This window comes from Streptomyces sp. NPDC038200 (assembly GCF_055600785.1).
On record NZ_JBVJYH010000002.1, the window covers coordinates 296,442 to 314,305 of the forward strand.

At 73.1% G+C, this 17,864-nt stretch carries 17 protein-coding genes, 1 pseudogene and 1 riboswitch; of the genes and pseudogenes, 12 read left to right on the plus strand and 6 right to left on the minus strand.

Annotated features, from left to right (window positions below; translation table 11 throughout):
• The first annotated feature begins 77 nt into the window (after positions 1 to 77).
• Entirely contained in the window at positions 78 to 1,103 is a 1,026-nt protein-coding gene (locus ACZ7KF_RS06355; RefSeq protein ID WP_471069794.1) for an alcohol dehydrogenase, read from the plus strand.
• Positions 1,104 to 1,179: 76 nt separating this feature from the next.
• Here the strand turns inward: ACZ7KF_RS06355 and ACZ7KF_RS06360 are convergent, their stop codons facing one another.
• Positions 1,180 to 1,518: a hypothetical protein gene (locus ACZ7KF_RS06360; protein WP_471069795.1), complete on the minus strand. Its 339-nt coding sequence runs from the start codon at positions 1,516 to 1,518 to the stop codon at positions 1,180 to 1,182.
• On the minus strand, positions 1,515 to 3,191 hold the full coding sequence (ctaD, locus tag ACZ7KF_RS06365; protein ID WP_471070023.1) for an aa3-type cytochrome oxidase subunit I: 1,677 nt from the start codon (positions 3,189 to 3,191) through the stop codon (positions 1,515 to 1,517). Before ctaD ends, ACZ7KF_RS06360 begins: the two co-directional genes overlap by 4 nt.
• A gap of 49 nt (positions 3,192 to 3,240) precedes the next feature.
• Here ctaD and ACZ7KF_RS06370 point away from each other — a divergent pair.
• Positions 3,241 to 3,741 (plus strand): annotated as a pseudogene (locus tag ACZ7KF_RS06370) (RNA polymerase sigma factor); the annotation flags it as partial.
• A 331-nt stretch (positions 3,742 to 4,072) separates the two neighbouring features.
• Positions 4,073 to 5,059 carry a CU044_5270 family protein gene (locus tag ACZ7KF_RS06375; protein WP_471069796.1) on the plus strand — a complete coding sequence of 329 codons (987 nt, stop codon included), beginning with the start codon at positions 4,073 to 4,075 and terminating at the stop codon, positions 5,057 to 5,059.
• Positions 5,060 to 5,223: 164 nt separating this feature from the next.
• On the opposite strand, the gene ACZ7KF_RS06380 is transcribed toward ACZ7KF_RS06375, so the two are convergent.
• Both ACZ7KF_RS06380 and ACZ7KF_RS06385 read right to left on the minus strand, forming a co-directional pair.
• Positions 5,224 to 6,072 carry a bifunctional 5,10-methylenetetrahydrofolate dehydrogenase/5,10-methenyltetrahydrofolate cyclohydrolase gene (locus ACZ7KF_RS06380; protein ID WP_471069797.1) on the minus strand — a complete coding sequence of 283 codons (849 nt, stop codon included), beginning with the start codon at positions 6,070 to 6,072 and terminating at the stop codon, positions 5,224 to 5,226.
• A 26-nt stretch (positions 6,073 to 6,098) separates the two neighbouring features.
• Positions 6,099 to 6,179: riboswitch (ZMP/ZTP riboswitch) on the minus strand.
• Between the two features lie 409 nt (positions 6,180 to 6,588).
• Positions 6,589 to 6,954 carry a nuclear transport factor 2 family protein gene (locus ACZ7KF_RS06385; RefSeq protein ID WP_471069798.1) on the minus strand — a complete coding sequence of 122 codons (366 nt, stop codon included), beginning with the start codon at positions 6,952 to 6,954 and terminating at the stop codon, positions 6,589 to 6,591.
• Between the two features lie 170 nt (positions 6,955 to 7,124).
• On the opposite strand from ACZ7KF_RS06385, the gene ACZ7KF_RS06390 reads away from it, so the two are divergent.
• The 5 genes from ACZ7KF_RS06390 to ACZ7KF_RS06410 all read left to right on the plus strand — a co-directional run bounded on the left by ACZ7KF_RS06390 (position 7,125) and on the right by ACZ7KF_RS06410 (position 11,271).
• A complete protein-coding gene (locus ACZ7KF_RS06390) occupies positions 7,125 to 7,430 on the plus strand; it encodes a hypothetical protein (protein WP_471069799.1) in 306 nt (101 codons plus the stop codon).
• A 161-nt stretch (positions 7,431 to 7,591) separates the two neighbouring features.
• A complete protein-coding gene (locus ACZ7KF_RS06395) occupies positions 7,592 to 8,677 on the plus strand; it encodes an S-(hydroxymethyl)mycothiol dehydrogenase (protein WP_471069800.1) in 1,086 nt (361 codons plus the stop codon).
• On the plus strand, positions 8,677 to 9,306 hold the full coding sequence (locus tag ACZ7KF_RS06400; protein WP_471069801.1) for an MBL fold metallo-hydrolase: 630 nt from the start codon (positions 8,677 to 8,679) through the stop codon (positions 9,304 to 9,306). The genes ACZ7KF_RS06395 and ACZ7KF_RS06400 overlap by 1 nt, the downstream gene beginning before the upstream one ends.
• Before the next feature lie 205 nt (positions 9,307 to 9,511).
• The gene (locus ACZ7KF_RS06405; RefSeq protein WP_471069802.1) at positions 9,512 to 10,426 is read left to right on the plus strand and encodes an SDR family oxidoreductase; all 915 of its coding nucleotides are present in this window, start codon (positions 9,512 to 9,514) and stop codon (positions 10,424 to 10,426) included.
• Positions 10,427 to 10,479: 53 nt separating this feature from the next.
• Positions 10,480 to 11,271 (plus strand): SDR family NAD(P)-dependent oxidoreductase, encoded by a 792-nt coding sequence (locus ACZ7KF_RS06410; protein WP_471069803.1) that lies wholly within the window; start codon positions 10,480 to 10,482, stop codon positions 11,269 to 11,271.
• Between the two features lie 13 nt (positions 11,272 to 11,284).
• Here the strand turns inward: ACZ7KF_RS06410 and ACZ7KF_RS06415 are convergent, their stop codons facing one another.
• Positions 11,285 to 12,673, minus strand: a complete 1,389-nt coding sequence (locus ACZ7KF_RS06415; RefSeq protein WP_471069804.1) for a pyridoxal phosphate-dependent decarboxylase family protein — start codon at positions 12,671 to 12,673, stop codon at positions 11,285 to 11,287.
• A gap of 76 nt (positions 12,674 to 12,749) precedes the next feature.
• Here ACZ7KF_RS06415 and ACZ7KF_RS06420 point away from each other — a divergent pair, with 76 nt between their 5' ends.
• A complete protein-coding gene (locus ACZ7KF_RS06420; protein ID WP_471069805.1) occupies positions 12,750 to 14,138 on the plus strand; it encodes an aminotransferase-like domain-containing protein in 1,389 nt (462 codons plus the stop codon).
• A 153-nt stretch (positions 14,139 to 14,291) separates the two neighbouring features.
• The gene (locus ACZ7KF_RS06425) at positions 14,292 to 14,987 is read left to right on the plus strand and encodes a L,D-transpeptidase (protein WP_471069806.1); all 696 of its coding nucleotides are present in this window, start codon (positions 14,292 to 14,294) and stop codon (positions 14,985 to 14,987) included.
• A 15-nt stretch (positions 14,988 to 15,002) separates the two neighbouring features.
• Here the strand turns inward: ACZ7KF_RS06425 and ACZ7KF_RS06430 are convergent, their stop codons facing one another.
• Positions 15,003 to 16,205, minus strand: coding sequence for a Gfo/Idh/MocA family protein (locus ACZ7KF_RS06430; RefSeq protein ID WP_471069807.1), 1,203 nt, complete (start codon positions 16,203 to 16,205; stop codon positions 15,003 to 15,005).
• Between the two features lie 128 nt (positions 16,206 to 16,333).
• On the opposite strand from ACZ7KF_RS06430, the gene ACZ7KF_RS06435 reads away from it, so the two are divergent.
• Together ACZ7KF_RS06435 and ACZ7KF_RS06440 are read left to right on the plus strand one after the other, a co-directional pair.
• Entirely contained in the window at positions 16,334 to 17,494 is a 1,161-nt protein-coding gene (locus ACZ7KF_RS06435) for an ROK family protein (RefSeq protein ID WP_471069808.1), read from the plus strand.
• 99 nt (positions 17,495 to 17,593) lie between these two features.
• A complete protein-coding gene (locus ACZ7KF_RS06440) occupies positions 17,594 to 17,779 on the plus strand; it encodes a hypothetical protein (RefSeq protein WP_471069809.1) in 186 nt (61 codons plus the stop codon).
• Positions 17,780 to 17,864: the final 85 nt, after the last annotated feature.

A 17,864-nucleotide genomic window follows, 5' to 3' on the forward strand; every position in this document is an offset into this window, starting at 1 on the left:
CGGTTCGGCGCGCGGGATCGGGCCCGAGCTGGTCTGCTGGTGGCGAGGACCGTCGTACCCGTTCACCGGAGAGACAGATGAGCACATACCGAGTTGCGCAGGTGACGACCGCGGGCGGCGCGGTCGAGCTGGCCGAGCGGGACGTGCCCCGTCCGGGGCCCCGGCAGGTGCGCATCGCCGTCGAGGCGTGCGGGATCTGCCACAGCGACGCTCTCTTCGTGAACGGCGCGCTGCCGGGCGTCAGCTTCCCGGTGGTCGCCGGACACGAGATCGCGGGACGGGTGGAGGAACTGGGGGAGGGCGCCGAGGACTGGGGCCACCGGGCCGGCGACCGGGTGGCGGTCGGCTGGTTCGGCGGCAGCTGCGGACACTGCACGCCCTGCCGGCGCGGCGACTTCATCGTCTGCGTCAACCTCAAGGTGCCCGGATGGAGCTACGACGGAGGCTTCGCCGACAAGGTGATCGCGCCCGTCGACGCCCTGGCCAGGATTCCCGACGCCCTGGCGGCAAGCGACGCGGGGCCCTTGGCCTGCGCGGGCGTGACCACGTACAACGGGCTGCGACGCAGCTCCGCCGAGCCGGGCGACCTGGTCGCGGTGCTGGGCATCGGCGGCCTCGGTCACCTCGGGGTGCAGTACGCGGTGGCGATGGGCTTCGAGACCGTGGCGATCGCCCGGGGCGCCGAGAAGGCGGACTTCGCCAAGCAACTCGGCGCGCACCACTACATCGACAGCACCTCGGGCACTCCGGTCGCCGAGGCTCTGCAGTCCCTCGGCGGCGCCAAGGCCGTGCTGGCCACCGCCGGCAGCTCCGAGGCCATCACGGCCACCGCCGACGGTCTCGCACCGCGCGGTGAGCTGGTGGTCATCGGGGCCGACACCGCGCCGCTCGGCATCAACCCCGCCCAGCTGCTGATGACCGGACGTGTCGTCCGCGGCCACCCGTCCGGCACGGCGCAGGACGTGGAGGACACGATGGCCTTCAGCGCCCTGCACGGCATCCGCCCGATGACCGAGATCGTGCCGCTGGACGACGCGGACCGGGCGTACCAGAAGATGCTCTCCGGAGGCGCCCGCTTCCGGATGGTGCTCACCACGGGCTGACCCGGCCGACCGCCCACCCGCGGCACCCCCGCCCGCCGGCACCTCCGACCGCACCCGCGCCACCCCGCCCGCGGCCCTACGCGGCGGCGGCGGACACCACCAGGACCGCCGCCGCCAGCAGCGCACACCCCAGGACACCGCAGGCCAGCAGCCGTCGGCGCAGCGCCCGGTAACGCGACTCGTACACCTGCCGCAGCTCCTGCGCCCGCTCGGCCGTGCGCCCCCACGCCAGCCGGGCCAGCGCCAGATACTCGGCCTCGAACTGGCGCTCCACGTCCTCCCGTTGGGTGTCGGTGAGCCAGCCCAGCCGGGAACTGAGGCGGGCCGCGGCGCTACGGCTCTCCTCCCGGGCCGCTTCCAGCAGCAGATGTCCCTCGATCTGCCGGACGAGGTCCCGCTCGTCGTGGGCCGTCACGGCGCGGTCAGCTCCCGCTCCCGCACATCGGGGTGGTGCAGGTCGAAGGCCGGGGACTCGCTGCGGATGGGCGGCAGGGCGAGGAAGTTGTGCCGCGGCGGCGGGCAGGAGGTCGTCCACTCCAGGGAGCGGCCGTAGCCCCACGGGTCGTCCACGCCGATCGGCTTGCCGTACCGGGCCGTCTTCCACACGTTGTAGAAGAAGGGAAGAAGGGATCCGCCGAGCAGGAACGAGAAGATCGAAGAGACCGTGTTGAGCGTCGTGAACCCTTCCGCCGCGAGATAGTCGGGGATCCGCCGCTGCATGCCCTCGGCGCCCAGCCAGTGCTGGACCAGGAAGGTGCCGTGGAAGCCGACGAACAGCGTCCAGAAGGTGATCTTGCCGAGGCGCTCGTCCAGCATCTTGCCGGTCATCTTCGGCCACCAGAAGTGGAAGCCGGCGAACATCGCGAAGACGACCGTGCCGAAGACCACGTAGTGGAAGTGGGCCACCACGAAGTACGAGTCGGAGATGTGGAAGTCGATGGGGGGCGAGGCCAGCATGACGCCCGTCAGCCCGCCGAAGACGAACGTGACGAGGAAGCCCGTCACCCACAGCATCGGCGTCTCGAAGGACAACGAGCCCTTCCACATCGTGCCGATCCAGTTGAAGAACTTCACCCCGGTCGGCACGGCGATCAGGAACGTCATGAAGGAGAAGAACGGCAGCAGCACACCGCCGGTGACGTACATGTGGTGCGCCCACACGGTCACCGACAGACCGGCGATCGCGATGGTCGCGGCGACCAGGCCCATGTACCCGAACATCGGCTTGCGGGAGAAGACCGGGACGACCTCGGAGACGATACCGAAGAACGGCAGCGCGATGATGTACACCTCCGGGTGGCCGAAGAACCAGAAGAGGTGCTGCCACAGCAGTGCGCCGCCGTTGGCCGCGTCGAAGACATGGGCGCCGAACTTGCGGTCCGCCTCCAGGGCGAACAGCGCGGCCGCCAGCACCGGGAAGGCCAGCAGGACGAGCACCGCGGTCAGCAGCACGTTCCACACGAAGATCGGCATGCGGAACATGGTCATGCCCGGGGCACGCAGACAGATGATCGTGGTGATGAAGTTGACCGCGCCCAGGATGGTGCCGAAACCGGAGAAGGCCAGACCCATGATCCACATGTCGGCGCCGACGCCCGGCGAGCGGACCGCGTCCGACAGCGGGGAGTAGGCGAACCAGCCGAAGTCCGCCGCGCCCTGCGGGGTGAGGAAGCCGCCCACCGCGATGAGCGAGCCGAACAGGTAGAGCCAGTAGGCGAACATGTTCAGCCGCGGGAACGCCACATCGGGCGCCCCGATCTGCAGCGGCATGATCCAGTTCGCGAACCCGGCGAACAGCGGGGTGGCGAACATCAGCAGCATCACGGTGCCGTGCATCGTGAACGCCTGGTTGAACTGCTCGTTCGACAGGAACTGCTGGCCCGGCCGGGCCAGCTCGGCGCGCATCAGCAGCGCCATCACGCCACCGATCAGGAAGAACGCGAACGCGGTGACCAGATAGAGCGTTCCGATCGTCTTGTGATCGGTGCTGGTGAGCCACTGTACGGCCCTGGAGTCTCGGATCCTCTTCACGCCCCGCCTGTGTCCGCGCACGGCCCCCACGTCACACTCGGACGACGCGAGGAGCATCACGGAAGAAGGGTGTGACGATCCGGGGAGTGCCGGACACGAACCGAACATGAGCAACGACGAGATCTTCGCCGCTGCCTATCGCGAACACTACTGGGCGGTCAGCCGCTATGTCGCGAGGCGACTGCAGGGGCGGGCCGACGAGGTGGAGGAAGTGGTGGCGGAGGTGTTCACGGTCGCCTGGCGGCGCCGGGCCGACCTGCCCGCCACGCCGCTGCCCTGGCTGTACGGGGTGGCCCGTAACTGCCTGGCGAACGCGGTACGCGGCTACGGGCGGCGGCGCCGGCTGGTGGACCGGATCGGCAACGACGAGGCCGCGCACGGCCGCCACATCGCCGCCGGTCCCGACGCCGAGGCCCCCGGCGCCTGGGTGCACGAGGCCCTGGACCGGCTGGCCCCGGCCGATCAGGAGGTGCTGCGTCTCGCCGCCTGGGAGGAACTCGGCGTCGAGGAGATCGCGGTCGCCCTCGACTGCGGCCGGCGCGCGGCGGCGATGCGCCTGCACCGCGCCCGCCGCCGGCTGCGGGCCGAGATCGACCGTCAGCGGCCCACGGCACCGACGGCCGTCACACCGCCCGAGCCGTCCCCCGAGGGCAGCCGCCTCCCGAACACCGCCGACACCGCCGCGCCACCGTTCGGCACCGACCCCGCGTCCGCCCACCCCGAACCCCCGCCCCCCAAGGCCGGGTTCGGCAGGCGGGTGGCCGTGTCCGCCGCTGCCGACGCCCCGCCGCCCGGCACCGATCCCGGTTCCGGTCCGCGCCCGGCCGCGTCCGCCCGCTCCCGGGTACCGAGGCCCGGCGACGACGCCGGTGCCGCCGGCCGGCGATGGCCGTACCCCCTGCCCACCGCCGGCGCATGCCTCCGCGAGGACCCCCGACATGCCTGACGAACTCGACCTCCTCCGCCACGCCGACCCGGTCCCGGCCCACGGCCCGCACCTGGGCGACGGCCCCCTGGACCACCATGCCGAGCGGCGGCTGGAACTGCTGCTGCGCGAGGACCCGCCCCGGCCCGCCGGACCCCGTGTCCCGCGTTCCCGGCTGCTGTGGGGCCTCGCCGCCACCGGGGTCGTGCTGGCCATCGCCCTCACCGCGCTGCTCGGCGGCCCGAGCCCCCAGCCCGCGGTGGCCGCGCCCCGCCCGCTGGTCGTGCAGGCCGACTCCGCTCCCGTACCGCTGGCGCTGCTGGCCGACCGGGCCGAGGCCGCCGCCGAAGGCTCCTCCGGACTGCGCAAGGGCACGCACGTCCAGTCGTGGAGCATGGGCATGAGCGACCACGCGCCGCCGGTCACCCTGCCCCAGGAGACCATCGTGCGCTGGCAGCCGGACGGCAGCCACACCGAGCTGGTCGTGGCGACCGATCCGCGCCACCCCGGCCGCCCCGTCCTCAGCGACGAGGGCGAGCACCCCCGCCTGGTCGCGGACGGTCACGTGATCAGCCGGCAGACGTATCCGCCGAGCTGGAGCGACGCCCCGCCCGAGGCGCCGCCGCCGCACGACGCCGCACGGCTGCGCGCCTATCTGCGGGAGGCCGCGTACCTGCACACCGAGATGACCGCCGGTGAACTCCTCGACGCCGTCGACACCCTGCTCGACCACTGGACCCTCGGTGCCCGGGAGACCGCCGCGCTCGCCCGGGTCCTGGCCGACACACCCGGCCTGCGCCCGGTCGGCCGGGTGACGGACCGGCTCGGGCGCACCGGCCAGGCCTATGTGCACTACGATCCGCGCGGCGCCCGGCGCATGCTGATCATGGACCCGTCCACCGGGGCCGTGCTGGGGCTGGAGCTGACCGCCACCAAGGCCGAACCCGAGTTCGGCCTCAGAGCCGGGGACGTGATGCAGTACGCCGCGTGGATGCGCTGAGCCGCTGGGGTCTTTCGTTTGGATCAGGCCGGATCAGGGAGCGGGGTCTGGTGCCGTGCATCGCAAGGCGGAGGAGGGCGCCATGGCGGAGCCATGGCACCGACGACAACGCGGCGAGGCGCGGTGCCAGGGCCCGCGAGCCCGGCATGATCCAACGAAAGACCCTAGGCCCCGAGCTGCCGGGCGGCCGCCCGCACCGTCTGCTCCAGCAGCGTGGCGATCGTCATCGGACCGACACCGCCCGGCACCGGGGTGATCAGCGAGGCCCGCTCCACGGCCGAGTCGAAGTCGACGTCGCCGACGTTCCCCGGGTTGTAGCCCGCGTCGATCACGACCGCGCCCGGCTTGATGTCCTGCCCGCGGATGAGCCGCGGCCGGCCGACCGCGGCCACGACGATGTCGGCCTCGCGGACCGCGGCCGACAGGTCCCGGGTGCGCGAGTGGCAGTACGTCACGGTCGCGTCCCGGGCCAGCAGCAGCATGCCCGCCGGCTTGCCGAGGATCGCGCTGCGGCCCACCACCACGGCCCGCTTCCCGGCCGGGTCGACGCCGTACTCGTCCAGCAGCCGCACGATGCCGCCCGGGGTGCAGGAGACGAAGCCCGGCAGCCCGAAACTCATCGTGGCGAACGAGGCGAAGGTGACTCCGTCCACGTCCTTCTCCGGCGCGATCGCCTCGAACGCGGCACGCTCGTCGATGTGGTCCCCCATCGGGTGCTGCAGCAGAATCCCGTGCACCCCCGGGTCGGCGGACAACTCCCGCAATGTGCCGACGAGTTCGTCGGTCGTGGTGGTGGCGGGCAGTGCGACGCGCCGGGACTCGATGCCGGCCTTGCGGCTGCGGTTCTGCTTCATCCGGACGTACGTCACGGAGGCCGGGTCCTCGCCGACCAGCACGGTCGCGAGACACGGCGCGGTGCCGGTGCGCTCGGTGAGGCCGGCGGCCTGCCGCGCGGTCTCCTCGACGATGCGGCGGGCGAGCGCGGTGCCGTCCATCAGACGGGCCTGGGTCATGCTGCACACTCCTGAGCTGGATCGACTCTCCTCGCCCAGGCGCGCGGCACTCACCACGGACCGCTCCCCGGTGGTACTCCACCTCAGCGCCAGTCACGGCCCGCGTACAGCGTAACCGAGGGGGTGTACGACCTTCCCGACCCCCCTCAGCGCCCCCACCCCTCACTCGTCCCGGCCCCACCCCTCACGGGTCCCGCCCCCCTTCACCGGTGCCGACCCGCCCCCTCACCGGTCCCGCCCCCGCGCCTCACCGTTCCCTCCCGGCCCCTCACCGGTGCCTCGTCCACCGGCCGCGCACGGCCCGCGGCGGCGCCGGACGCGGGCGCGGACGTACCGCGCGCACCACCGACCGCAGCAGCGCGGCGGAGACCGGAAGCCGCGCCGCGGACAGCGGTGCCGTGCGCCGCCGGCGCGCCCGGACCCACGCGGCCCGCGCCGAGAAGGTCCAGGTCAGCCGAGAGGTGACCTGGACCCGCGCGATTCTCCTTCCGGGGCCTGCCACACCCGGGCCGATGCCTACTCGTCCCACGCCTGGACGATGAGCTGATCGGTGATCTTGCCGTCCCGCAGCGTGACCATCGACTCGGCGAGGACCCGGGTGCCGTCCTCGTACTCGCACGACTCGCTGTACGCGGCGTGGTCACCCTGGACGACGCACACGTCCAGCTTGTGCGTCATGTCGCGGCTGTAGACGTCGTCCAGCAACTCGGCGATCTGGCCGCGGCCGTGCAGGACCGTGGGGTGACTCGGCTGGTTGTTGCGGTCGACGATGCGGATCTGCGCGTCGTCCGCGTAGAGCGACAACAGGTTGTTGCCGGTGTTGCCCTCGATGGCCCGGCGCAGTGTCTCGGTGTCGAAAGCGGACCCCGTCGCGCTACCCATGGTGACCTCCTTCAGGCGTCCGCGGCCCGTCCAGGAGCGGGCCGCACGGACCCCTCTCCGAGACTCCTCCGCCCCGGCGGCCTCGGCAAGCGCAGCCACCCCACTCCGCCTCCCGGGTGAGCGGGGCCCGCCGCCCGTGTCCGGCCGGTGCCCGCGGCCGTTGCCGAGACATGATCTCAACACGACGTATCGTCGCCGCCCTCGGTCTGGCCGCCGGGGTCACCGGTCTTGCCGCGCCGCTGGCGAACGCGGCCGAGGCGAGCGCCCCGGACACCGGCCGGATCAGCCCCATGGCCGCGGTCGACTCGCTCACCGTCAGCGACATCCCGGCGCAGTACAGGGGCCAGGTCCCGACCGTCTCCGAGCAGACGCGCGCCCTCGACCAGGTGCACGGGCTGAACCGCCTGAACGAGCTGTGGCAGGTGGCCGGCCCGGTCGCGCCCGTGCTGGGCCTGGTGCCCGCCGTCGAGGCCTGACCCGCCCCGCGGCACCCGAGGGCCGTCCCGGCGGGGCGGCCCTCAGCACGGTGCGACGGGGCCGCGGACCGCCACCGGCGAACGGCGCCCGGTCCGGCAGCGCCATCCCCCGGCTCGCGCGTAGGGTCGGCGGCGAAGGCAAACGAAGAAGGGACCAGACCATGGCGCAGGAAGTACGCGGCGTGATCGCACCGGGCAAGGACGAGCCCGTACGGATCGAGACGATCGTGGTGCCGGACCCGGGGCCCGGCGAAGCCGTCGTACGCGTCCAGGCGTGCGGGGTCTGTCACACCGATCTGCACTACAAACAGGGCGGCATCTCGGACGACTTCCCCTTCCTGCTCGGCCACGAGGCGGCGGGCGTGGTGGAGTCGGTCGGCGCGGGTGTCACCGACGTCGCCCCCGGCGACTTCGTCATCCTCAACTGGCGTGCCGTGTGCGGGCAGTGCCGGGCCTGCCTGCGCGGCCGGCCCTGGTACTGCTTCGACACCCACAACGCCCGGCAGAAGATGACGCTCACCGACGGCACGGAACTCTCCCCGGCCCTGGGCATCGGCGCCTTCGCCGAGAAGACGCTCGTGGCGGCCGGGCAGTGCACCAAGGTCGACCCGGCCGTCTCGCCGGCGGTCGCGGGTCTGCTCGGCTGCGGGGTGATGGCCGGCATCGGCGCCGCGATCAACACCGGCAACGTCGGCCGCGGCGACTCGGTCGCCGTCATCGGCTGCGGCGGCGTCGGCGACGCGGCCGTGGCGGGGTCGAACCTCGCCGGCGCGGCGAAGATCATCGCCGTGGACATCGACGACCGCAAGCTGGCCAAGGCCCGCACCCTGGGCGCCACCCACACGGTCAACTCCAAGGAGACCGACCCGGTCGAGGCGATCCGCGAGCTGACCGGCGGCTTCGGCGCCGACGTCGTCATCGAGGCCGTCGGCCGACCGGAGACCTACCGGCAGGCCTTCTACGCCCGCGACCTCGCCGGCACCGTCGTCCTCGTCGGCGTGCCCACGCCCGAGATGAAGCTCGAACTGCCCCTGCTGGACGTCTTCGGCCGCGGCGGCGCCCTGAAGTCGAGCTGGTACGGCGACTGCCTGCCCTCCCGTGACTTCCCCCTGCTGATCGACCTCCACCTCCAGGGCCGTCTGCCGCTCGACGCGTTCGTCACCGAGACGATCCGACTCGACGAGGTGGAGAAGGCGTTCGAGCGGATGCACCACGGCGACGTGCTGCGTTCGGTGGTGGTGCTGTGATGACCGTGCGCATCGAACGACTCGTCACCTCCGGGCAGTTCACCCTCGACGGCGGCACCTGGGACGTGGAGAACAACGTGTGGATCGTCGGCGACGAGCGGGAGGTGATCGTCATCGACGCCGCCCACGACGCCGAGGCCATCGCCCGCGCCGTCGACGACCGGCGCCTCATCGCCATCGTCTGCACCCACGCCCACAACGACCACGTCAACGCGGCTCCGGCACTCGCCGACCGCACCGGCGCCCCCATCTGGCTGCACGCCGACGACCTGCCGCTGTGGAAGCAGACCCACCCCCACCGCGACCCCGACCGGCATCTTCTCGACGGCCAGGTCATCGAGGCGGCCGGCACCGACCTCACCGTCCTGCACACCCCGGGCCACGCCCCGGGCGCCGTCTGCCTGTACGACCGCGGCCTGGGCACCGTCTTCACCGGCGACACCCTCTTCCAGGGCGGTCCGGGCGCCACCGGGCGCTCCTGGTCCCACTTCCCGACCATCATCGACTCCATCCGCGACCGGCTCCTCACCCTCCCGCCGGAGACCAAGGTCCTCACCGGTCACGGCGACGCCACCACCATCGGCGCCGAGGCACCGCACCTTCAGGAGTGGATCGCCCGAGGCCACTGACGCCCCCCCGGCACGACCCGACCGCGGCGCCGAACCCCGTCGGCGCCGCGCCCGGCCGGGACGCACAGCGGGCCACGGAGCCCGTGACCCGTGACTCCGCGCGTGCCCGGAGTCACGGCACCCGCCACAAAAGCCGACAGAAGATGTCCGCTTTCCCGGTGACAGTGGAGGACGTCGACAGCCGCACCACACGGGGAGCGAGAACATGCCAGGACCGCTGGAAGGCAAGGTGGCGCTGGTCGCCGGGGCGACCCGGGGCGCCGGCCGGGGCATCGCCGTGGAACTCGGCGCGGCCGGCGCCACCGTCTACGTCACCGGCCGCACCACCCGCGCCCGCCGCTCGGAGTACGACCGCCCCGAGACCATCGAGGACACCGCCGACCTGGTCACCGCGGCCGGCGGGCGGGGCGTCGCGGTACCCGTCGACCACCTGGACCGCTCCGCCGTACGGGACCTGGTGGACCGCATCGCCGGCGAACGGGGCCGGCTCGACGTCCTCGTCAACGACATCTGGGGCGGCGAGAAACTCTTCGAGTGGGACACCCCGGTGTGGGAGCACGACCTCGACAACGGGCTCCGGCTGCTGCGCCTGTCGGTCGAGACCCACGCCGTCACCAGCCACTACGCCCTGCCGCTCCTGCTCCGCCGGCCCGGTGGCCTGGTCGTCGAGGTCACCGACGGCACCGCCGAGTACAACCGCGGCACCTACCGCGTGAACCTCTTCTACGACCTCGCCAAGGCGTCCGTCCTGCGCATGGCCTTCGCCCTCGGCCACGAACTCCGCCCGCGCGGCGCGACGGCCGTGGCGATCACCCCCGGCTGGATGCGCTCGGAGATCATGCTCGACGCGTACGGCGTCCGCGAGGACGACTGGCGCGACGCCCTGGAGCGGGAACCGCACTTCGCGATCTCCGAGACCCCGCGCTACACCGGCCGGGCCGTGGCCGCCCTGGCCGCCGACCCCGAGGTGGCCCGGTTCAACGGACAGTCCCTCTCCAGCGGCGGCCTCGCCCAGGAGTACGGCTACACCGACCTCGACGGCAGCCGGCCCGACGCCTGGCGGTACCTGACCGAGGTGCAGGACCCCGGCAAGCCGGCCGACGTCACGGGATACCGCTGAAAACCGGATGCCGAACCGGTGAAAGGGCGCCCGCGGAGCCGTACCGTCGGCCCATGACCGATCCCCAACGCTTCGCAGGACACGGAGTACTCGTCACCGGCGGCGCCCGCGGCATCGGCGCCGCCGTCGCCCGGCGGCTCGCCGAGGAAGGCGCCCGGGTCCTGGTGACCGACCGGGACCTGCCCGAGGCCGAGCGGACCGCCTCCGCGCTGCGCCGACACGGCCTCACCGCCGAGGCGTTCGGCTGCGACGTGGCCGACCGCGCCGCCGTCGAGGCGGCCGTGGACCGTGCCGTGGCCGCGTTCGGCTCGCTCGACGTGCTGGTCAACTGCGCCGCCCACTGCAGCCCGGACGTCCCGCTCTTCGAGGAGGACCCCGACGAGGCATGGGCACGCGACCTCGACGTCACCCTCACCGGAGCCCACCGCTGCTGCCGCGCCGCCCTGCCGCACCTGGCCGCCTCCGGACGCGGAGCGATCGTCGGCATCGGTTCCGTCAACGGCCTGCAGGACTTCGGCAACCACGCCTACAGCGCCGCCAAGGCCGGCCTCGGCTCGCTCACCCGGACCCTCGCCGGGCACGCGGCGGCCCGGGGCGTCCGGGTCAACCTCGTGGTGCCGGGCACGGTCCGCACCTCGGCCTGGGAAGGACGCGACGACGACCTCGAAGCCGTCCGCGCCCTGTACCCCCTCGGCCGGGTCGGCGAGCCGGAGGACATCGCCGCCGCGGTCGCCTTCCTCGCCTCCCGCGACGCCGCCTGGATCACCGGCACCACCCTGGTCGTCGACGGCGGCCTCACCGCCGTCAACACCGGCTTCCACGCCGCCGTACGGCGCTCCTCCTGACCTCTTCCGACCGTCAGGCCGAGGCCGCCGCCAGCACCCGGAGCACCCGCTCGGTGTCGGCCTCGGTGGTCCGCCAGTTGCTGAACGCCGCACGCAGCCCCGGCACCCCGCCGTACACGGTCGGCGTCACATACGCCTCCCCGGACGCGGCGACCGCCCGGGCCAGTGCCGCCACCCGCTCCTGCGAGGGGTCCGCGGCGAGGGTGAAGCAGACGACGTTGAGCCGGACCGGAGCCAGCAGGCGCAGACCCGGCAGCGCGTCGACGCCCGCGCCGAGCCGGCGGGCCAGCGCCACACAGCGCTCCACGATCTCCCGGTGCCCGGCCCGCCCGTACGCCACCAGCGAGAACCACGCCGGCAGGGCCCGCAGCCGACGCGAGTTCTCCGGGGTCAGATGCAGGAAGTCGGGCTCGCCCCCGGGCAGGCCCAGATAGGGCGAGGCGTTGTGGAACACGGCCACCTGCAGATCGCGGCGCCGGGTGAACTGGACGGCCGCGTCATAGGGGACGTTGAGCCACTTGTGCAGGTCCACGCAGACCGAGTCGGCGGCGTCCAGGCCGTCGACCAGCCCGGCGTGCTCCGGGGAGAGGGCGGCGAAGGCGCCGAACGCCGCGTCCACGTGCAGCCAGAAGTCGTACCGCTCCTTCAGCGCCGCGATCGCCCGCAGATCGTCGAAGTCGACGGTGTTCACGGTGCCCGCGTTCGCGACGACGATCACCGGCCGGCCCCCGGCCCCGGCCAGCGCCGCTTCCAGCGCGGCCACGTCGACGGCCTCCCGGCCGCCGGGCAGCAGCGGCACTGGGCGCAGCCGGTCCCGGCCGAGGCCCAGCACCGACATCGCCTTGGCGATGCTGGAGTGCGGGCTGCCGGAGAGCACGTCCAGCGGGCCCAGCGCGGCGGCACCCGCCCGGGAGACGTCCACGCCCAGCCGCTCGCCCGCCCATTCCCGGCCGATCGCCAGTCCGACCGTGTTGGACATGGTGGCGCCCGTCACGAACGCACCACTGTGCGCCTCGCTCAGCCCGAACAGCTCGCGCAGCCACGCCACCGTCTCCCGCTCCAGCTCCTGCGCCCAGGAACCGCCCGCCCCGGACAGGTTCTGGTCGAACGCGGACGTCAGCCAGTCCCCGGCGACGGCCGCGGGCGTCGCACCGCCGGTGACGAAGCCGAGATAACGCGGCCCGGCGGAGCCGGAGAAGCCCGGCGCCCACCGCTCGGCGAACCGGGCGAGCGCGCCGTCACCGCCCGCACCCGCACCCGGCAGCGGAGCCCGCTGCGGCATCGGGCCGGGGGCGGCGACCGGCCGTTCGGCCAGCCCCGCCGCCTCCCGGACGGCGAGATCGCGGGCGGCCTGGAGCAGTTCGGGGAGCCGGGAGAGATCGTCGGCGAGACCACGGTGCATGTGCCGCAGCGTAGACCCGGACGGCTGCCCGGCACCTGGTCCACTTCACGACGACTGGACCAGTGAAACTGGACCGGTGGACACTGGATTCGTCGCCGCGCTCGGCGACTGGCGCTCCCGCCCGGGACCCCTCGCCCGCACCCTGGCCGCGGCCGTACGGGACGCCGTGGTCGACGGCCGGGTCCCGGCCGGCACCCCGCTGCCCTCGGAACGGGAACTGGCCCGCCTCCTGAGCCTGAGCCGCGGCACCGTGGTCGCCGCGCTCAGCCTGCTGCGCGCCGACGGCTGGCTGCACACCCGGCACGGCAGCGGCAGCGTCGTACGCCTGCCCGCCCGTCTCACCGAGCGCACCACCCCCTGGTCCCTCGACCGGGGCGGCGCCCCCGACGCCGGCCTGGACCTCACCCTCGCGGTGACCGCCGCACCCCACGACGCCTACCTGGCCGCCCTGGCCCGCGCCGCCGAGCGCTGCGCACCCCTCCTCGTGGACTCCGGCATCGCCTCGGCCGGCCTGCCCCGGCTCCGCGAACTGCTGGCGGACCGTTACACCCGGGCCGGCCTCGCCACCCGTCCCGAGCAGATCCTGGTCACCGCCGGCGCGCAGGCCGCCCTCACCTTGCTCCTGGACCACCTGCACACCGACCGCAGGGCACCCGTCGTGGTGGAGAACCCCGCCTACCCCGGCGCCCTGGCCGTGCTGCGCGCCCGCCGGGCCCGCCTGCTGCCGGTCCCCGTGTCGGCCCGGGACGGCTGGGACTTCGCACACCTCACGGCCGCCGTGCACCGGCACCGCCCCCGACTCGCCTACCTGGTCCCCGACTTCCACAACCCCACCGGCGCCCACATGACCGAGGCCGCCCGCCGACGGCTCGCCGCGCTCGCCGACCACCACGCACTGACCGTCCTCGCCGACGAGACCATGCGCGACCTGGACCTCCGCACCCCGCCCGGCGGCGAACCCCACCTCGCCGGAGCCCGGATCGTCCAACTCGGCTCCGTGAGCAAGACCCTGTGGTCCGGTCTGCGGGTCGGCTGGATCCGGGCCACCGCGGACCTCGTACGGCAGTTGTGCACCCGCCCGCTCCAGGCCCTGCTCGCGCCGCCGCCCCTGGAACAGCTCATCACCGCCGAACTCCTCGGCGCACCGCTCCCCGGCCTGCTCGCCGACCGGCGCGCCCGGCTGCGCGCCCAGCGCGACCACCTGGCCGCACTGCTCGCCGGCACCGGCTGGACCTTCACCGTGCCGCCGGGCGGCCTGACCCTGTGGCTGCACCTGGGCGACGGCGGCCCGCACGCCTCCGACCTCGCGGCGCGGGCCGCCGCACGCGGCCTCGCGGTCACTCCCGGCCCCCGCTTCAGCGCCGACCGCACCACTCTCACCCGCCACCTCCGCCTGCCGTTCACGGCGACACCGGAGGCCCTGACCCGGGCGGTGGAGCTGCTGAGGGCGTGCTGTACGGTCTGAACTTCACCGTTTCGTCACAGCCTGACCGGAAACACAACCATGCCCTCCCCTGCGGGGTCTAGTAGTCCGAGACCGCGGGAATCGCGCTGGGAGGACCCGGAGAGGACCGGGCGAGGAACCAGCGATCCGGAGCAGGGAAGGGGAGAGGCCACCATGGGGGGCATACGCAGGCGAGGCGTCGTCGCGCTGGGAGTCACGGGACTGGTGGCGCCGCTCGCGCTCGCCTTCACCGCGGCACCGGCTCAGGCCGCGAGCTGCACCACGACGACGGGGCCGTACCAGAAGCAGGTGGAGAAGTTCCTGGGCCGGCCTGTCGACGGCAAGCAGTCCGCCGCCGACTGCAAGGCGATCCAGGCGTTCCAGACGAAGCACGGCATCACACCCCACATCGGCTACGCCGGTTCCGTGACATGGGGCGTGATGGACCTGATGAACAAGCAGAAGGCCGTGGGCGACAAGCCGAACAAGGACGGCAAGTGCCCGGTGAACAAGGGCCGGATCGCCTGCGTGAACCTCACGCTCCAGCTCAGCTGGATCCAGGACGGCAGCCGCCTCGTCCACGGTCCGGTGCCGGTGCGCACCGGACGTGACGGCTACGAGACCCGCACCGGCCTGAAGAAGATCTACTGGCGGGACATCGACCACGTCTCGAACATCTACGACGTGCCCATGCCCTACAGCCAGTTCTTCGACGGCGGCCAGGCCTTCCACTCGGTGGGCCTGAGCATGTGGAACCCGCCGGGCTCGCACGGCTGCGTCAACATGCCCCCGAAGGACGCCAAGAAGTACTGGTCGCTGCTGAAGAACGGCGACGACGTCTTCGTCTACGGCCGCAAGCCCGGCACCTGAGCCGCCGCGCTCCCGCTACGCCTCGGGGGCGTCCCCGAAGTCCGGGATCGCCAGCCGCACCCCGCCCTGCCGTGCCGACTCGTGCGCGACGACGCCCGGCAGGGTGTAGCGGGCGGCCACCCACGCGTTCACCGGAGGCAGCGTGCGCGTGGCCACGGCGGTGACGAAGTCGTCGGCCAGGAAGTGGTGGCTGCCCTCGTGCCCGTTGTGCAGGTGGTCGAACTCCCGCGGCAGCCGCGACCGGTCGTGCACCGGCGCCGAGCCGGAGGTGAAGGCCGCCCGCAGCTCCGGCGCGACATGCGCCAGCGAGGGATCGTCGGGCGCCGGTGTCCGCCTCGGCTCCAGCAACTCGCTGATGTCCTTGACCCCGTCCTTGTCCTGCCACAACGCCACCGTCGCCAGCTGCTCCATGCTGGCCTCCGTGCCGAAGAACCTGAACCGGGACTCGCGGATGTGCGAGGGGTAGCCGACCCGCCGGAACTCGTTCGTACGGAACGATCCGCCGCCCGCCACCTCGAACAGCGCGGTCGCGTTGGACACGTCGTTGTCGAACTGGCTGACCGAGCGGTCGAAAACGCCGTCACCGCGCTCGTCGCGCACACCGATCGCCGACACGCTCACCGCGTGCGTCCGCCAGGCCCCGAGCACCCCGCCCACCGAGTGCGTCGGGTACAGCAGCGGGGGATAGCTGGCGGTCGCCTTCCACCCCTCGCCGCCGCTGTACCGGTAGGCCTCGTAGAACCCGAGGTCCATGTCGTGGACGTAGTCGCCCTCCGCGTAGAACAGCCGGCCGAAGGCCCCCTCGGCGATCTGGTTGCGGGCGTGCACGGTCGCCGGGTTGTACTGGCTGGTCTCGCCCATCATGTATGTGAGCCCGGTGGCCCGGACCGCCCCGATGATCGCGGCGATCTCCTCGGTGGTGACCGCCATGGGGACGGCCGAGTACACGTGCTTGCCCGCGTTCAGGCCCTCCAGGACCAGCGGCCCGTGCGTCCAGCGCTGGGTGAAGACGGCGACCGCGTCGACCGCCGGCGACTCCAGCATCGCGGCGTACGACGGGAAGGTGCCCGCGAGGCCCTGCGCGGCGACGAGCCGCTCGGCCCGCTCGGGCAGCAGATCGGTGACGTAGACGTCGCGGATGCCGGGATGGGCCTGGAACAGCGCGGCGAACTGTCCGGAGAACTGACCGGCGCCGACGATACCGAGGGAGAAAGTCATACGGATTACTTTCACGACGGAACAATTCTGCCGTCAAGAGGTGCGTGAAGACGGTTCTCCGCCCGTGATCACGCCGGTAGGCTCCCTGTATTACTTCTGTCTCGGAAGAAAGGGAGGCGTCGGCCTCGATGACCAGTTGGCTGCCGCTCAGCCCCGCGGAGCGCTCCGTGGCGATCGAAGTGCTCGTGCACGGCCCCCTGTCCCGCACCGGGCTGGCCCGCCGGCTGCGCCTCTCCCCGGGCAGCCTCACCCGGCTGACCAAGCCGCTCATCGAGTCCGGACTGCTGGTGGAGGCCGCGGAGGCGGGCGGGACGGGCGGGAACCGGCAGGGGCGTCCCTCACGGCCGCTCGACATCGTCGCCGACTCCCGCTCCTTCCTCGGCTTCAAGATCACCGCCGATCGGGTCTACGGCGTCGCCACCACGCTGCGCAGCGAGGTCACCGGCCGGCTGGACCGGCCGCTGCCCACCCGCGACCCCGACGCCGTCGCCGGTCTGCTGGCGGAGATGGCCGGCGAACTGACCGCGGGCCGCCCCGCCCCGACCGGCATCGGCATCGGCGTGGGCGGCCGGGTGCGGGAGCGCACGCTGGTCGGCGAGTCCGCCTTCCTGGGGTGGCGGGACGTGCCGCTGGCGGCGCTCGTCCGGCGGCGCACCGGGCTGCCGGTCGTCGTGGAGAACGACGTGGCCGCCCTGGTGGAGTCCGAGACCTGGTTCGGCGCGGGCCGGGGCCTGGACCGCTTCGCCGTCCTGACCATCGGCGCCGGCCTCGGCTACGGGCTGGTGCTCGGCGGCAGACGGGTGCCCTACGACGAGGAGGACCGCGGCTTCGGCCGGCACTGGATCATCGACCCGCACGGCCCCCTCACTCCCGAGGGCGCCCGCGGCAGCGCCGTGTCGCTGCTCACCATCCCCAGCATCCGCTACCAGGTCCGCGCCGCCACCGGCCGGGACGCCGGCTACGAGGAGATCCTCGCCGGTGCCGCCGCGGGCGAGCCCATGGCCTTCCGGGTCGTCGACGAGGCCGCCCGGGGCCTCGGAATTCTCGTGGCGCAGATCGCCAACTTCGCCATGCCGCAGAAGATCCTGCTCGCCGGGGAGGGCGTCGGCCTGATGGATGTGGCGGGGAACACGGTCCGCGAGACCATCCGGGCCCACCGGCACCCGCTGGCCGCCCCGGTGGACCTGGAGACGAAGGTGTCCGACTTCCACGACTGGGCGCGCGGCGCCGCCGTGCTGGCGATCCAGGTGCTGGTCCTCGGCCTGACCGGGGCGCGGGATCCCCACTGAACTCCCGCTTCCGGTTGACACATTGACGTGATGAGTAACACGGTCCGATATGTCCGCATCGCGGCTACTTACTCACATCGCCTTCACGCTGGTCGGCATATGCTTCACAGCATGTCCACCACTGTTGAAGCCGCCTCCGAGCGATCGGCCGCGGAGGTCAACGAGGAGATCCGGGCCCTGTGGCGCCGGTCGGGCGGGACACTGACCACCGAGCAGCGCGCGGAGTACCAGCGCCTCGTGATGGAGTGGGCCGCCGCGGCCCCGCAGCCGCACCGGGCGGCCTGACCGACCCCGCACCAGCGCGCACACCGGCCGGCCCGGCCGACCTCGCGCACAGCACGCCGCACCGTCCGGGGCACCCGTGAGCGCA

What these genes read in the sequence shown, in the direction of transcription:
- ACZ7KF_RS06355 (WP_471069794.1), top strand. Translation starts at nt 78, where the DNA reads ATGAGCACATACCGAGTTGCGCAGGTGACGACCGCGGGCGGCGCGGTC.
- ctaD (WP_471070023.1), bottom strand. Translation starts at nt 3,191, where the DNA reads ATGCTCCTCGCGTCGTCCGAGTGTGACGTGGGGGCCGTGCGCGGACAC.
- ACZ7KF_RS06375 (WP_471069796.1), top strand. Translation starts at nt 4,073, where the DNA reads ATGCCTGACGAACTCGACCTCCTCCGCCACGCCGACCCGGTCCCGGCC.
- ACZ7KF_RS06380 (WP_471069797.1), bottom strand. Translation starts at nt 6,072, where the DNA reads ATGACCCAGGCCCGTCTGATGGACGGCACCGCGCTCGCCCGCCGCATC.
- ACZ7KF_RS06385 (WP_471069798.1), bottom strand. Translation starts at nt 6,954, where the DNA reads ATGGGTAGCGCGACGGGGTCCGCTTTCGACACCGAGACACTGCGCCGG.
- ACZ7KF_RS06390 (WP_471069799.1), top strand. Translation starts at nt 7,125, where the DNA reads ATGATCTCAACACGACGTATCGTCGCCGCCCTCGGTCTGGCCGCCGGG.
- ACZ7KF_RS06395 (WP_471069800.1), top strand. Translation starts at nt 7,592, where the DNA reads ATGGCGCAGGAAGTACGCGGCGTGATCGCACCGGGCAAGGACGAGCCC.
- ACZ7KF_RS06400 (WP_471069801.1), top strand. Translation starts at nt 8,677, where the DNA reads ATGACCGTGCGCATCGAACGACTCGTCACCTCCGGGCAGTTCACCCTC.
- ACZ7KF_RS06405 (WP_471069802.1), top strand. Translation starts at nt 9,512, where the DNA reads ATGCCAGGACCGCTGGAAGGCAAGGTGGCGCTGGTCGCCGGGGCGACC.
- ACZ7KF_RS06410 (WP_471069803.1), top strand. Translation starts at nt 10,480, where the DNA reads ATGACCGATCCCCAACGCTTCGCAGGACACGGAGTACTCGTCACCGGC.
- ACZ7KF_RS06415 (WP_471069804.1), bottom strand. Translation starts at nt 12,673, where the DNA reads ATGCACCGTGGTCTCGCCGACGATCTCTCCCGGCTCCCCGAACTGCTC.
- ACZ7KF_RS06425 (WP_471069806.1), top strand. Translation starts at nt 14,292, where the DNA reads ATGGGGGGCATACGCAGGCGAGGCGTCGTCGCGCTGGGAGTCACGGGA.
- ACZ7KF_RS06430 (WP_471069807.1), bottom strand. Translation starts at nt 16,205, where the DNA reads ATGACTTTCTCCCTCGGTATCGTCGGCGCCGGTCAGTTCTCCGGACAG.
- ACZ7KF_RS06435 (WP_471069808.1), top strand. Translation starts at nt 16,334, where the DNA reads ATGACCAGTTGGCTGCCGCTCAGCCCCGCGGAGCGCTCCGTGGCGATC.
- ACZ7KF_RS06440 (WP_471069809.1), top strand. Translation starts at nt 17,594, where the DNA reads ATGCTTCACAGCATGTCCACCACTGTTGAAGCCGCCTCCGAGCGATCG.